Below are 13,602 nucleotides of genomic sequence, written 5' to 3' on the forward strand. Positions count from 1 at the left end.
AATGTATGATTTTCAAACTGTACATACACGTCGGAACACAGATTCCATCAAGTGGGATTGGTTGAATGAGGTCTATACTGTGAAACACGGAGAAGAAATTTTACCTATGTGGGTGGCTGATATGGATTTTGCTCTCCCTGCTTTTATCGAGGATGCACTCGTGGAAAGAATTCGTGGGGGTGTGTTTGGCTATTCTTTTCCTGGAGATACCGCATCACAATCCGTCATTGATTGGGTTGCAAAACGACATGGGACGACGATTGAAAAAGATTGGCTCCTCTATGAGTCTGGTGTAATCCCATCTATGTCACTCGCAATTGAAACATTTACAGAGCCAGGAGACCGTGTTTTAGTCCACGGACCCGTTTATCCTCCTTTCCGTAATACGCCTGCAAATCTAAAACGTGAAGTTGTAACGTTTAGCCTAACAGAGTCTAGTGGAGAGTATTCAATTGACTTCGACAAGTTTGAAGCAGCTTTGGTCGATTCAATCTCTGCTTTTATTTTCTGTAATCCGCACAATCCCGGTGGAAAAGTGTGGTCACGCGAAGACGTGAAAAGAATTGCAGATCTGTGCGCGAAACACAATGTACTTCTTATTTCAGATGAAATTCATGCGGATTTAGTGTTTGCACCACACAAACATACCACGGCTTTATCCGTCGCCGAGTCCACAGATCACATCATTACGTGTATGGCTCCGACAAAAACGTTTAACTTAGCAGGGTTGCAAGCAGCCTATATGATCGTGACAGATGCGACTAAACGAGCAAAGTTGAAAGAGTCCGCTATGAATGCTGCTCATATGGGGATGACCGTGCTTGGTACAACTGCTATGCGTGCTGCTTATGAACACGGGGAAGCGTGGGTGGACGAATTGCTTGGACAATTGCAGCACAATATGAACTATGTTGCAGATCGCCTACATGAAGAAGTCCCTGGCGTATTAGTTCCAATGCCGGAAGCTACCTATCTTCTATGGATTGATTACCGAAAACTCGGGATAACTGAAAAAGATATGATGCATGCGCTATTGCATGAAGGAAAGCTTGCACTTGAGCCAGGTACTAAGTATGGTCCTGAAGGGGATGGATTCCTACGAATGAATGTGGCGTGTCCATTTGAAACCGTGAAAGATGGCGTGGAACGGTTTATTACAGCCGTAAATACTGTTAAATAGATAAGAAATTTTAGAATCCACGTAGACTTCCGATGGATCAGAGTGCTTCCGAAACCCCGCAGAGGGGAGCAAAGCGCTAGCTTTGGGTAACCAAGAGGAGGTTCGGGAGTGCTCCCATGGAACGCGGAGTGGATTCTGGAATTTCTCTAAACATTTCATAAAAAAGAGCAGGACAGTCTAATTCGACTGCTCCTGCTCTTTTTCTGCTTTCAATCGTTCTTCTAATTGCCGTGCTTGCTCTGCTTCAATCGCAGATCGTTTCAACAACCAACGAATCACTAATGCGGCTAAAATCAATACACCTACTAGTTGCAGCACGACTGGTATATATTCAGTCTTATCTTCAGGAAAATAGAGATAGAGAAACAATAGTTCAAACACTACGTCATCTTCTTTCTTTGTCGGTTTAATCGTCCTCATTTTAACACAAGTTAAGGAAAGGGCAAAAGAATTGAGCATTTCCCTTTCTTCGCCTCACGAAATGTTTTATACTAGAACTATGAGATGCATTGCAAGAAAGAAGGGATACCATGCACTCAAAGAAAAACTTTCAAATCATGTGGGGCACAAATTTTTTAGTTGCCAGCACAATGACTATGATTATGCCTTTTTTGGCCCTATATATCGATACATTTGGTGATTTTTCAGATGCATATGTTCAAAAATGGTCGGGACTAGTTTTTGGTGCCACATTTATCACAGCATTTTTAATGTCTCCTATTTGGGGACGCATCGCAGATAAATATGGATATAAGCCAATCCTTGTGTTAAATGGATTTGGTATTGCGTTATCAGTCCTGTTGATGGGATTCGTCCAATCGGTTGAGGCTTTTTTTGTGTTACGACTGTTTATGGGTGTAGTAACAGGATTCATTCCAACTTCTTTGGCTTTCATCAGTGCCTCTACTCCTAAAGAAATTGCAGGGAAGACTCTAGGTACTTTGCAAATGGGGAGTGTAGCAGGTACTTTGTTTGGTCCTATACTCGGCGGCCTACTTGCGGATGCTTTTGGCTTTTCTTATACCTTTATCATTGCGGCAGTTGCAGTTTCATTATCTGCTGTCATCGTCTTATTCTTTATTCGAGAAGACAAGGTTGTGAAAAAGAAAAATGCGCATCAGTATTCTCGTAAAACTGTGATCGCTGGTATTCTTCATCACCGCTTGATCTGGAATGTCCTTGTCATTACTGCTCTAATTCAGATTGGGTTATTCAGTGTCCAACCCCTCCTATCGCTTTATGTAGGAGAATTAACAAACGCCGCAAACCTGGCTTTCTTAGCAGGACTCGCTTTCAGTGCTGCAGGTGTTGGTAACTTGATGTTTACTAGAGCATGGGGAAAATTTGGAGATAGCTACGGGTATGAGAAAATTCTCGTTTTATTATTAGCCCTCAGCGTTCTCTTCATTATTCCGCAAGCTTTTGTGACGTCACTTTGGCAACTAGTTGTTCTTCGCTTCTTATTCGGTATTGCAGCTGGTGGTCTCGTTCCGATCACGACAGCTATCATTCGTCGCGAAGCACCGGTTGAAGTGCAAGGTGAATTAATGGGGTATAACACGAGTGCACGATTCCTCGGGAATATTATCGGTCCGATTTTTGGTGGCTTTGTAGCTGGTTGGGTCGGTATCTCAACAGTATTCGTTGTAACAGGAGGATTGTTCGTAGTTGCACTCATTGTCTTAACGTATGTACGCAAATCGCCACAGCAAGATTTTGAAGAAGTCCTTTTAGAAGAAGAACTGCATATGAAAGCTACTTAAAACCGGTGAATCAACCGGTTTTTTTATTTTTGGATTTTCCCCCTTTTCTACATATATATATAAATCGCTGAAGCCAATTGGATGTAGGGTTGTCACAAGTGCAATTGTCCTATTTTTAAGGTATACTTTACTCTAGTGTGCACTCACTTCAACTAAGAAAGGGGACTCTTTATGATACTTTTTATGGCAATCATACTTCCAATACTTTTTGCCGTATTTATACCGTTTGCATATAAAACGATCAAGTCTATACATACTGGCTGGTTTGTACTCGTTGCACCGGTCCTGCTGTTTTTATTTTATCTGCGTTTTTTATCTCCGATTCAACAAGGAGAAGCGCAGCTCGCTAGCGTTTCGTGGGTGCCTTCACTCGACTTTAATTTTGATATTCATATCGATGGTTTGAGCTTATTGTTCTCTCTGCTCATCACAGGAATCGGCTCGCTCGTCGTCTTGTATTCCATTTTCTACTTGGACAAAACAAAAGAGAAACTTGGAAACTTCTATGTTTATCTATTAATGTTCATGAGCGCCATGCTTGGTGTCGTTCAATTTGATCACACAATCGCTCTCTACTTCTTTTGGGAGTTGACTTCGATATCATCATTCCTACTTATCGCTTATTGGTACAAGCGAGATGCTTCTCGTTTTGGAGCATTGAAATCGATGATGATCACAGTAAGCGGTGGTCTTATGATGCTCGTTGGGTTCCTGCTTTTATATGTGATGACAGGAACGTATTCTATTCGTGAAACAGTCGCGCAAGCAAGTACATTGGTCGACTCACCGCTCTTTACAGTAGCGATTGTGTTGGTACTGTTAGGAGCCTTTACAAAGTCGGCTCAATTCCCATTCTATATCTGGTTGCCAGATGCAATGGAAGCACCAACACCAGTCAGTGCCTACCTCCACTCTGCAACAATGGTTAAAGCCGGTCTTTATTTAGTGGCTCGCTTCACACCAATTTTCGCTTTTTCTGAAGTTTGGGTATGGCTTGTCACCGGAATCGGTCTATTGACCCTGTTCTGGGGCTCCTTCTTTGCTGTAAAACAAACCGATTTAAAAGGGATATTGGCATTTTCTACTGTCAGTCAACTTGGACTCATCATGTCCCTCCTTGGTCTTGGTGGTTTTGCGTACCTTGTGACAGGGAGTGCAGTAGAAACATTTACATTTGCAACGTTCGCTGCGATTTTCCACTTGTTCAATCACGCGACATTCAAAGGAAGTCTGTTCATGGTGGCAGGGATTGTCGATCATGAGACGGGCACACGCGATATCCGCAAGCTCGGAGGATTAATGAGCTTGATGCCGGTCACATTTACCGTAGCGATGATCGGGAGTTTATCGATGGCAGGTCTTCCACCGTTTAACGGATTTTTAAGTAAGGAAATGTTTTTAGAGGCTGTTCTTAGTCTCATTAGCGCTGATATAACTATGATGACCATCGCTTACTCAGTCCCAATAGTAGCTTGGGTGGCGAGCGTGTTTACGTTTATCTATAGTATCTATTTTGTTTGGTATACATTTATGGGGACACGAAAAGAAGACCAATTGCCTAAAGTGCCACATGAGGCACCGATTGGCATGCTTATCTCCCCTGTGTTCTTAGCGTCATTGGTTGTACTTGTATTCTTTGTCCCAAATGTAATTGGCGACTGGCTTGTGAAACCAGCAACGGCAGCCATTCAATCAACAACGTATGCCTCAGCTGCTGATATTGAATTCTATATTAAAGCATGGCACGGCTGGGATGCTCCTGCGTTATGGTTAACTGTAGGTGTTGTTCTCGTTGGATTCCTACTTTATAAACTCTTGCCGAAGTGGCAGCCGATCTACTCAAAATGGCCTGAGAAGTTCACATTGAACCGTGGCTATGACACGTTAATGGATGGTTCGCTCAACTGGAACCGCGCTCTATCTGACCGCTTTATGACAGGTTCTATTCGTGATTATTTAGTTTATATGTTTGCTGGGATGGCTATTCTCGGTATCACTACCCTGTTCACACAAGGTGGGTTTGCCATTTCGACTGATAACCTTGCACCTATTCGTCTATTCGAAGTTGTGTTAACAATTATATTAATCGGTAGTGTGATGGCGATCTTGATTACTTGGTCACGTCTAACAGCTGTTATCGCACTTGGTGGCGTTGGGTACACAGTTGCCCTGTTTTACGTCATCTTTAAAGCACCCGATTTAGCATTAACACAGTTAGTGATCGAAACAATTTCGGTAGCCCTGTTCTTAACAGCGTTTTATCACTTACCAAAGTTAGATAAGTATTACAAAGGCAAAGAAGACAACCGCTTCCGATTTGGAAACTTTTTGATTTCTGTTGCCGTGGGATTAACTGTTACATTAATCGGAATTAGTGCTTACTCTCAACGTCAACTGACTTCAATCTCTGAGTTTTACAAAGAGACTGTTTACACAGAAGCAGGTGGCGGAAATATTGTAAACGTAATTCTAGTGGATTACCGTGGTTTTGATACACTCTTTGAAATTGGCGTATTGATGATTGCTTCAATTGGAATCATCAGCATGATCAAGCTTCGCCTGCAAAAGAAAAAGAAGGGAGCAGTTACAAATGAAGTCGAATGATTTAATTTTACAGACGACCACACGCGTCACATTCTTCATTATCTTCCTGTTCTCGATTCATATCTTCTTTGCAGGACACTACACGCCAGGTGGAGGATTTGTCGGTGGCCTTCTGATGGCATCGGCGATTGTACTCCTTCTACTTGCGTATGATTTTAAAACTGTAAAGGAAGTACTTCCTTTCAATTATCTCGCCATGACAGCTATTGGTATGATTGTTGCAGTTTTAACTGCAGCTGGAGCTATTGTATTTAATGTCCCTTTCTTCACACATTGGTACGACTATTTTGATATTCCTTTACTTGGTGAGACATCGATTCATACTGCCCTATTTTTTGATATTGGGGTATACCTAGTCGTTGTTGGAATAACACTTACAATTATTGAAATGATGGGAGGCGACAACTGATGGAAATCATGATGGCGATAATAGCCGGATTCTTATTCAGTGCAGCAACCTATTTGATTCTTTCAAAAAGTTTATTGCGCATTATCATCGGAACAGGCTTATTGAGTCATGGAACTCACCTTCTTCTTTTAACAATGGGTGGATTAGGAGGAAACAAACCTCCCGTTGTTGGTGAAGGAGTAACCGTTGCAGATTATGCAGATCCACTCCCACAAGCTTTGATACTAACTGCAATTGTAATCGCATTTGGTGTAACAGCTTTTGCACTTGTTCTTGCTTACCGTACGTACCAAGAAATTGGAACGGATAATATGGACCATATGAAAGGCAGGGGTGAAATTGATTAATTTAGTCGTTCTTCCAATCATCGTCCCGCTTTTGATTGGTACTGTTTTATTACTATTTAGAAATAACCTAACCGTTCAACGCATCGGAGGAATTGTCGGTGCACTACTGACATTGGTTATTTCCGTTGTATTGCTTACAAAAGTATATACAGATGGCATACAAGTTGTAACATTAGGTAGCTGGGATGCTCCATTTGGTATCTCACTCGTCTCAGATATGTTGAGTGTACTTTTAGTCACCTCTTCGTCTCTCATCACATTCGTCGTGCTGTGGTATTCTGTCTATGCATTAGGTGAAGAGCGAGAACGCTTCTTCTTCTACCCTGCTGTTCTCTTTATGTTATCTGGGATCAACGGGGCATTTACAACAGGAGATATATTCAACCTATTTGTATTCTTTGAGGTATTCTTGATGGCTTCTTATGTGTTAATTGCACTTGGAGGTAAACGAATCCAACTGCGCGAATCGATGAAATATATCATTGTAAACATAGTGGCTGCCGCTCTATTTGTCATTACCATTGGATACATCTATTCAGTAGCTGGAACATTAAATATGGCCGATTTATCAGTAAAGCTTGGAGAAATCGGAAGCATGGGCGTAATTTCTACGATTGCTATCATGTTCTTGGTCGTATTCGGCATCAAAGCTGGTATCTTCCCGCTTTATTTCTGGTTGCCTGGTGCGTACTATGCACCTCCTCTTCCTGTTCTTGCACTGTTTGGTGCATTACTCACTAAGGTAGGTATTTATAGTATTGCTCGCGTGTACACGCTCATCTTTACAACAGATGTTGCATTCACACATGACATATTAATGATGTTGGCGATCGCCACCATTATTTTTGGTAGCATAGGAGCGCTCGCTTATATGGATATCAAAAAGATCATCATCTACAATATCGTCATTGCAGTAGGTGTCATCCTATTTGGCTTTGCAGCGTTTAACACCACTGCCGTAACAGGCGCTACGCTTTATCTTGTCCATGATATGTTAGTGAAGGCTCTTCTCTTCCTCATGATCGGGGTGCTGATTCTTATTACTGGCAAGACAAACTTGCGAGAAATGGGTGGTCTGATTCGTCACTATCCGACTCTAGGATGGACCTATTTGGTTGCTGTATTTGCACTTGCAGGTATTCCACCTCTAAGTGGTTTTGCCGGTAAGATTTTAATTATTCAAGGTGGATTAGAAGGCGGGTTTGTTTGGCAGTCTATCGTAGTTGCAGCGTCCACTATGGTCGTTTTGCTATCTGCTATTCGAATCTTTATTTACGCTTTCTGGGGCAGTGAGAAACCATTCCAAGTACCACCTAAGAAAACGTATAGCCAATACATGGCACCTGTGCTTGTGTTATTTGCACTTGCAGTGGGGTACGGATTGTTTATTGAATTCTTGACGCCTTACTTCTTAGAAGCAGGTCGTCAATTGATGGATCCTTCATTTTATGTGAACGCAGTGTTAGGAGGGAACAACTAGATGGCTTTTCAAATACTTTTAAATGTGTTTATTGCATTCGTTTGGATGTTCCTCTCTAATTCATTTTCAGCAGCAACATTCATCATTGGTTACATCTTGGGACTCGTCATGTTGTTTATGCTTCGACGCTTCTTCTCTACTCGTTTTTACATAGAACGAGTAGTGGCTGTCGCGAAGTTGTTGTTACTATTTTTAAAAGAATTAATTGTTTCAAACATCGCTGTGCTTCGTGTGATTTTAAAACCTAAGATGGATATAAAGCCTGCCATTTTTGAACTTGAAACAAAGTTGACACAGGACTGGGAAATTACATTGCTTTCAATGTTAATCACTTTAACACCAGGGACTGTAGTAATTAATATTTCAGAGGATCGTACAAAGTTGTACGTACACACATTAGACTTAGAAGATGTGGACAATGCTGTCAACTCAATTCGTAATACATTTGAAAAAGCAATTATGGAGGTGAGTCGATAAATGAACATGTTCCTATGGATTGCTGTTGGGGCTATAAGTGTTAGTCTAATTGGTTTTCTTTACCGACTCATGAAAGGTCCTTCGACTCCTGACCGAGTAATTGCGCTTGATTCAATGGGTGTTGGATTGATTGCGCTAGTAGGATTGTTCTCAATTCTGTTTGACTCTCCATTTTTCTTAGAGGTCATTTTATTGTTAGCAATTATTGCTTACATCGGAACAATCGCCTTCTCTAAATTTACGGAGAAGGGAGTGATTATTGAAAATGATCGAGATGCTAATAAATAGTCTAATCATTCTCTTTATCACAATCGGGGTATTTTTCATTGTTGTTACCACTATTGGTTTAATTCGTCTGCCAGATGTTTATAGTCGTGCGCATGCAGCCTCTAAGAGTGCTACTCTAGCTGTTATGTCGATATTGATTGGAGTCTTCCTACACTTTTGGCTTGTAGAAGGTAACTTTAATCCACGCATTATTTTGGGGATCGTATTCTTATTCATCACAGGTCCAGTTGGGGGTCATATGATGGCAAAAGCCGCTTATTTCTCAGGTGTCCCATTAGCGAAGGAAACTGTTCGAGACGATATGGAAGCACTGGTACCAAAAGAAGCAACGAAAAAAGAGCAGCTCTAGGGCTGCTCTTTATTATATGCAAGTAATTAGTCTTGCTCAGCAAGTCGTTCTACAAAAGATGCTAATGTGCGCACCATTGCACCTGTTCCACCTTTAGGCCCTAAATCATGCTCAGAAGGTGACCCAGACGTTCCGGCGATGTCTAAGTGAATCCACGGTGTATTCTCCGCAAATTCCCCTACAAAGCCGCCACCGAAGATCGTATGACCATCTCGACCTGGTGAGTTATTCAAATCCGCTACATCTGACTTACGGATACGTTTTTTATCATTCTCTGTTAACGGTAGTCGCCATACAAATTCACCTGTTTCGATAGATGCTTCCATAAACTCTTCGAACAAGGCCTCATCGTTCGTAAGTGCTCCTGTCTTATCCATACCAAGCGCTACGATAACTCCACCTGTAAGTGTTGCTACGTCTACAATAGCCGTTGCTCCCTGTTGTTTTGCGTACGTCACAGCATCCGCTAAAACAAGACGGCCTTCTGCATCTGTATTTAAGATTTCAATTGTCTTCCCGCTCATAGAAGTAATGACGTCATCTGGTTTAAAGGCATTACCTGATACCATGTTATCTGTGGATGCAATTACAGCAATAACATTTTTATTCGGCTTCGTTTCACCAATGATGCGCATTGCTCCAAGTACAGCTGCAGCTCCGCCCATATCGCCTTTCATCCCAACGATTCCATCTTTCGGTTTAAGTGAATAACCACCCGTATCGAATGTGATTCCTTTTCCGACTAATGCAATTGGGTCTTCCCAGTTCTCTGTCACTTGATGTTTCAAGACAATGAGACGTGGTTCTTCTTGAGACCCTTGATTGACTGCGAGAAGTGCACCCATTCCTAATTCTTCAATTTCGGATTTCCCTAGAATGTGTGTCTCAAATCCAAACTCTTCTCCCAGTTCACGTGCATACTCTCCTAATTCAGTTGCTGTGAGGATGTTACCTGGCATATTCACAAGTGTGCGGGCTTCATTCACAGCTTCTGAGTAGACAAGACCCACTTCAAAATAGGATACGATTTCTTGTTCGTCCGCTTGGCTTAAAAGCTCTACTGCAGCTAAATCAAAATCTGTATCATGCACGGTCGTTTTGTAGTCGACGACTTGATATGTCCCAAGACCAAGCCCTTCTCCTGCTAGAAATGCAACATCATATTCTGAGATTTCTTCGTTAACAAAAGATGGAAGTAAAACCGAAACTTCTGAGTATCCCTTTTTCACTAATGTTTTCCCGATACGACCAAACGATTGACGAAGACTTTCTTCCGTCAATTTTTTACGATTGCCAATTCCAACGAAGATAATGCGCTTCACAGATGAATCTGTCGTCACGTGAAACGTCGTCAATTCCTTTTCTTTTGTAGAAAGATCTTTTGATTTGATTAATTCTGTAATTTGAGCCCCAAACGTTGAAGTGAAAGCATCCCAACCTTCAACTTGCTCCGTATGCGTGCTCAATCCTACGATTAACGTTTCGTATTGAATTTCACCTAAATTTACTTCATTTGTTAAAATAATCACAAACCATTCCTCCTTTGTGTATTCCGTTTCTATTATACCGATTCTATTTGGCTGTCGCCAATTTTCTTGTGCTATACTACAAGTAGAAACGGTCGAAGGAGCGATAAATCATGGAACTTTTTCAAAACATCCCATTATGGACAGCCCTCTTTGCGATTTTTTTCGCTCAGTTTGTAAAAATTCCGATTCATTTTTTGGTATCTAAAAAAGTCGATTTTGCCTTGTTTACTTCAACTGGAGGAATGCCGAGCTCTCACTCCGCCGCTGTAACAGCACTAACAACAGCTGTTGCTTTTGAAGAAGGCTTGGATTCAACGATGTTCGGCATCTCAGCAATTTTTGCAGTCATCGTAATGTTTGATGCAACGGGCGTTCGCTTCCATGCTGGTCAACAAGCCATCATCATTAATCAACTACGCGCTGATTTGCATAATTTCTTGGAACACACGAAAGATTGGCAGAAGAAAAAAGATGAAGAAAAAATTGAGGAGTTGAAGACACTTCTCGGGCATAAGCCTATTGAAGTGTTTATGGGGGCACTAACCGGTGTCGCTATCTCTGTTATTCTTTATACATTACTTTTGTAAACGAATCTTCTAAATTCTTATTCAAATCTAGATACCTATTTACACTTTTTTAAGAGTGCAGGGGTTGACTCCAGTGGGATTAAAGTCGGAACGCGAGACCCCACAGGAGCGTAGGGACGAGGAGGCTCGTGCCGCGCCCACGGAAAGCGGCCCCGTAACGGAATAAATTATAAAAAAAATCAGTATTTTCTCCTGTGATTACCAAGAGAAGATACTGATTTTCTTTGTGTAAATACTATTTTTAAAACATCTGATAGCCATTTTTACGCAAGTAACGACTCACTAAGCCTGCAATAATCGCCCCAACCAATCCCCCACCTAAAATCACATAATCCGCTACATGCAGATTTGAGATTTTAGTGATAAGTGCTGGAAATGCTGTACCTGGTGCCGTTATATAATCAAAGAAGCCTACATCGTCTATGATCAAAATTACAACAATCGGGTACACGATTGCCATAAACCACGTCATGCGCAAAAGCATATTTAGTAAGAAGCCAATTCCGAAAAACATAACAATAAAAAGCATCGCTGAAATAATCAGCTGCGGCAATGAAAAGTCCATAATTTGTCCCTCCGTGTCATCTTTTTAAGTGTACTCGAAGAGACAGGGCTTTTCAATGAACCTTGCTTTCATTCACGTGATTGTCAAAACTTGATTACTTTTTTCCAGACCCTTGGCAAACTGGGCACGTCTCTGATCCACCTAGACGAAGTTGGAAATAACCATTCCCTTTGCAGTATGGGCAGTGTGTTGGATTTGCTGGTTTTTTAAATTGCGTCATATGAAAAACTCCCTTGTTTTTAAGTTTTAATTTTCTGATAATATATCATATATGCAAAAACGTGTAAAGGGATTCAAGAGAGTTTTTTGACTATTCAATTTAAATGTAGCGAAAATGTGTCATTCGTGGTGATCGGAAGCCGTAAAAAGCTTATAACTGCTATAGCCGAAAATAGGTCCTGGATCTAATCCCTCGCGCGTCTCAAATCCTGCGTCTTGGTTGACCTTCAAAAAAAGTTTAATCATGGAAGTAGTGCGTTCATCTTCAAGTAGTTGTGCAGGGGACATCCATCGTGCTTCGTATAACTCTTCAAGCTGTGGATCTGGTAATTGGTGATCATCTTTTGGCTTTAAGAAGAAGATTGCCATATTGTCGCTGATTTTTTCACGGATGACCCCACTACGGAATCCAACCAACTGAATGACTCTCGCATCGATTCCGGTCTCTTCTTTGATTTCTCGTAAAACAGCGCGATCGACTGTCTCATTTCCTTCAACAAACCCTGCAGGCAAAGACCATTTGCCATTTAACCCCCCGTAGCGTTTTTGCACGACGAGCCATTCCCCTCTCGAGTTTACAACTATTCCCGCAACGCCTAACCAGACATTGCCTCTCTCTTTTCGTGACATCTTATTCCCCTCCTTGCTTTTTAGTATACCTGAAAAGAACAAATACTGAAGGTCCTTTTCGTGTAGGTTCCTTTGGCATTGCGCGTTCCCATACTGGCACGCTCTTTGCACGCGTTTTTTTCGTCTCACTCAACTGGAAGACGGCATCCCAATCAGGAAACTCTTCACGGACCTTGTCTGCTACGCTTCTTCGACTTTTAGAGTTGATGAAGTACTTTACGAAGTTTCTTCCTAACCCATCAATATCGAATTTATCTTGAACAAAGTCTTTGTGCATTTCATATATCCAGCACTCCTTTGTGTCTCCATCTTCTAAGTGATATTTATGTTGCCTAGAGACCTGTATCAACCCATTTAAATGACGAATAACCTTCTCGTGGTCCGATGCAGTGACAGTGCTACGAAGCAGTTCACTTACCATCTTTACCGTATTCATGTATTTGATACGTGATACTGGATTGTTAGGAGGTCGCTTAGCTATGAGTCTAATGATAGATTCAATACTCTTTGCCACATGTACTTCCATACCACGGTTTCTACAGTCCTCCAGACTGAACCATGAGAAATATAAATCCTTACTCACAATCGTTGAAGCTACTTCTGCATGTTCTTTCTCGATTTCTTCTAGTATGTCTTGATCTGGTGTTTTCATAAAGAGTCTTCTTAATTCCTCGATGTCTTTTCGAGATCCCCCTACCTTTTCACCCACATCATAAGCCACTAGGCGACCCTTTTGTTTGTCGCTTGCAATCGAATTCAACTTAGCTGCCTTTTTCTGTTCCTCGATTTGATTGATTTCATTAAAAATGTCTAATTGAAAGTTGTTCATTATTTTTCCTCCTTGTTGAAAATCAGCATTTATTTAATACATATCTTGTAAACGCACACTCCAAAGAAAATTAAAATTGAAGACTTCGTTTGTAGACACTTTCTATAAGTATACGATTGGTTGTAGCAATAGAGGAATACCAATACTAATTACACCCTCGCTTACCTTCTACTTTTAAAATAAAGTGAGTGCATAAAAAAAGAGTAGCCGAAGCTCCTCTTGTCTAGAATGTTATGGCATCAAATGCTGAATGTTAATGACGCCAAATAATGACCGTAAGTTGATGGATGATTTTGTCCAAGTCCTGACGGATTTTTTGTCATTAGACAAATGGGAGGCTGCCAGT

16 protein-coding genes are annotated in these 13,602 nt (G+C 41.3%); 10 read left to right on the top strand and 6 right to left on the bottom strand.

What is annotated here, in order from left to right; all coding sequences use genetic code 11:
- Position 1: 1 nt before the first annotated feature.
- On the top strand, positions 2-1,180 hold the full coding sequence (locus tag JOD03_RS13095; RefSeq protein WP_204591822.1) for a MalY/PatB family protein: 1,179 nt from the start codon (positions 2-4) through the stop codon (positions 1,178-1,180).
- A gap of 177 nt (positions 1,181-1,357) precedes the next feature.
- Here JOD03_RS13095 and JOD03_RS13100 read toward each other — a convergent pair whose 3' ends face one another.
- Entirely contained in the window at positions 1,358-1,600 is a 243-nt protein-coding gene (locus JOD03_RS13100; RefSeq protein ID WP_204591824.1) for a hypothetical protein, read from the bottom strand.
- A 110-nt stretch (positions 1,601-1,710) separates the two neighbouring features.
- Here JOD03_RS13100 and JOD03_RS13105 point away from each other — a divergent pair, with 110 nt between their 5' ends.
- The 8 genes from JOD03_RS13105 (at position 1,711) to mnhG (ending at position 8,897) form a co-directional block, all read left to right on the top strand.
- Positions 1,711-2,943: an MFS transporter gene (locus JOD03_RS13105; RefSeq protein WP_204591827.1), complete on the top strand. Its 1,233-nt coding sequence runs from the start codon at positions 1,711-1,713 to the stop codon at positions 2,941-2,943.
- Between the two features lie 171 nt (positions 2,944-3,114).
- A complete protein-coding gene (locus JOD03_RS13110) occupies positions 3,115-5,547 on the top strand; it encodes a Na+/H+ antiporter subunit A (protein WP_204591829.1) in 2,433 nt (810 codons plus the stop codon).
- Positions 5,534-5,956: a Na(+)/H(+) antiporter subunit B gene (locus tag JOD03_RS13115; RefSeq protein ID WP_204591831.1), complete on the top strand. Its 423-nt coding sequence runs from the start codon at positions 5,534-5,536 to the stop codon at positions 5,954-5,956. Before JOD03_RS13110 ends, JOD03_RS13115 begins: the two co-directional genes overlap by 14 nt.
- Positions 5,956-6,303 (top strand): Na(+)/H(+) antiporter subunit C, encoded by a 348-nt coding sequence (locus JOD03_RS13120; protein WP_204591833.1) that lies wholly within the window; start codon positions 5,956-5,958, stop codon positions 6,301-6,303. The genes JOD03_RS13115 and JOD03_RS13120 overlap by 1 nt, the downstream gene beginning before the upstream one ends.
- A complete protein-coding gene (locus JOD03_RS13125; protein ID WP_204591835.1) occupies positions 6,296-7,783 on the top strand; it encodes a Na+/H+ antiporter subunit D in 1,488 nt (495 codons plus the stop codon). Before JOD03_RS13120 ends, JOD03_RS13125 begins: the two co-directional genes overlap by 8 nt.
- A complete protein-coding gene (locus tag JOD03_RS13130; RefSeq protein ID WP_204591836.1) occupies positions 7,784-8,260 on the top strand; it encodes a Na+/H+ antiporter subunit E in 477 nt (158 codons plus the stop codon). It begins immediately after the preceding gene.
- Positions 8,261-8,548, top strand: a complete 288-nt coding sequence (locus JOD03_RS13135) for a Na(+)/H(+) antiporter subunit F1 (protein ID WP_204591838.1) — start codon at positions 8,261-8,263, stop codon at positions 8,546-8,548. It abuts the gene before it with no gap.
- Positions 8,529-8,897, top strand: a complete 369-nt coding sequence (gene mnhG, locus JOD03_RS13140; protein ID WP_204591850.1) for a monovalent cation/H(+) antiporter subunit G — start codon at positions 8,529-8,531, stop codon at positions 8,895-8,897. Before JOD03_RS13135 ends, mnhG begins: the two co-directional genes overlap by 20 nt.
- 26 nt (positions 8,898-8,923) lie before the next feature.
- Here the strand turns inward: mnhG and JOD03_RS13145 are convergent, their stop codons facing one another.
- Entirely contained in the window at positions 8,924-10,426 is a 1,503-nt protein-coding gene (locus JOD03_RS13145; protein ID WP_338032479.1) for a leucyl aminopeptidase, read from the bottom strand.
- 110 nt (positions 10,427-10,536) lie between these two features.
- On the opposite strand from JOD03_RS13145, the gene JOD03_RS13150 reads away from it, so the two are divergent.
- Positions 10,537-11,013, top strand: a complete 477-nt coding sequence (locus tag JOD03_RS13150; protein ID WP_204591840.1) for a divergent PAP2 family protein — start codon at positions 10,537-10,539, stop codon at positions 11,011-11,013.
- 241 nt (positions 11,014-11,254) lie between these two features.
- Here the strand turns inward: JOD03_RS13150 and JOD03_RS13155 are convergent, their stop codons facing one another.
- The 4 genes from JOD03_RS13155 to JOD03_RS13170 all read right to left on the bottom strand — a co-directional run bounded on the left by JOD03_RS13155 (position 11,255) and on the right by JOD03_RS13170 (position 13,256).
- Positions 11,255-11,578 carry a YuiB family protein gene (locus JOD03_RS13155; RefSeq protein WP_204591842.1) on the bottom strand — a complete coding sequence of 108 codons (324 nt, stop codon included), beginning with the start codon at positions 11,576-11,578 and terminating at the stop codon, positions 11,255-11,257.
- A 94-nt stretch (positions 11,579-11,672) separates the two neighbouring features.
- On the bottom strand, positions 11,673-11,798 hold the full coding sequence (locus JOD03_RS13160; RefSeq protein ID WP_204591844.1) for a YuiA family protein: 126 nt from the start codon (positions 11,796-11,798) through the stop codon (positions 11,673-11,675).
- Between the two features lie 119 nt (positions 11,799-11,917).
- The gene (locus tag JOD03_RS13165; protein WP_204591846.1) at positions 11,918-12,427 is read right to left on the bottom strand and encodes an NUDIX domain-containing protein; all 510 of its coding nucleotides are present in this window, start codon (positions 12,425-12,427) and stop codon (positions 11,918-11,920) included.
- Position 12,428: 1 nt separating this feature from the next.
- Complete coding sequence (locus JOD03_RS13170; protein WP_204591848.1) at positions 12,429-13,256, bottom strand: hypothetical protein; 828 nt, start codon at positions 13,254-13,256, stop codon at positions 12,429-12,431.
- Between the last annotated feature and the right edge of the window lie 346 nt (positions 13,257-13,602).

Origin of the sequence: Chryseomicrobium aureum, from assembly GCF_016909155.1 — a bacterium.
Lineage (GTDB): Bacteria > Bacillota > Bacilli > Bacillales_A > Planococcaceae > Chryseomicrobium > Chryseomicrobium aureum.

Excerpts from the sequence above, each read along its gene's own strand:
- JOD03_RS13170 (WP_204591848.1), bottom strand. The coding sequence starts at position 13,256 with ATGAACAACTTTCAATTAGACATTTTTAATGAAATCAATCAAATCGAG.
- JOD03_RS13165 (WP_204591846.1), bottom strand. The coding sequence starts at position 12,427 with ATGTCACGAAAAGAGAGAGGCAATGTCTGGTTAGGCGTTGCGGGAATA.
- JOD03_RS13115 (WP_204591831.1), top strand. The coding sequence starts at position 5,534 with ATGAAGTCGAATGATTTAATTTTACAGACGACCACACGCGTCACATTC.
- JOD03_RS13110 (WP_204591829.1), top strand. The coding sequence starts at position 3,115 with ATGATACTTTTTATGGCAATCATACTTCCAATACTTTTTGCCGTATTT.
- JOD03_RS13120 (WP_204591833.1), top strand. The coding sequence starts at position 5,956 with ATGGAAATCATGATGGCGATAATAGCCGGATTCTTATTCAGTGCAGCA.
- JOD03_RS13160 (WP_204591844.1), bottom strand. The coding sequence starts at position 11,798 with ATGACGCAATTTAAAAAACCAGCAAATCCAACACACTGCCCATACTGC.
- JOD03_RS13130 (WP_204591836.1), top strand. The coding sequence starts at position 7,784 with ATGGCTTTTCAAATACTTTTAAATGTGTTTATTGCATTCGTTTGGATG.
- JOD03_RS13095 (WP_204591822.1), top strand. The coding sequence starts at position 2 with ATGTATGATTTTCAAACTGTACATACACGTCGGAACACAGATTCCATC.
- JOD03_RS13150 (WP_204591840.1), top strand. The coding sequence starts at position 10,537 with ATGGAACTTTTTCAAAACATCCCATTATGGACAGCCCTCTTTGCGATT.
- JOD03_RS13135 (WP_204591838.1), top strand. The coding sequence starts at position 8,261 with ATGAACATGTTCCTATGGATTGCTGTTGGGGCTATAAGTGTTAGTCTA.
- JOD03_RS13105 (WP_204591827.1), top strand. The coding sequence starts at position 1,711 with ATGCACTCAAAGAAAAACTTTCAAATCATGTGGGGCACAAATTTTTTA.
- JOD03_RS13155 (WP_204591842.1), bottom strand. The coding sequence starts at position 11,578 with ATGGACTTTTCATTGCCGCAGCTGATTATTTCAGCGATGCTTTTTATT.
- JOD03_RS13100 (WP_204591824.1), bottom strand. The coding sequence starts at position 1,600 with ATGAGGACGATTAAACCGACAAAGAAAGAAGATGACGTAGTGTTTGAA.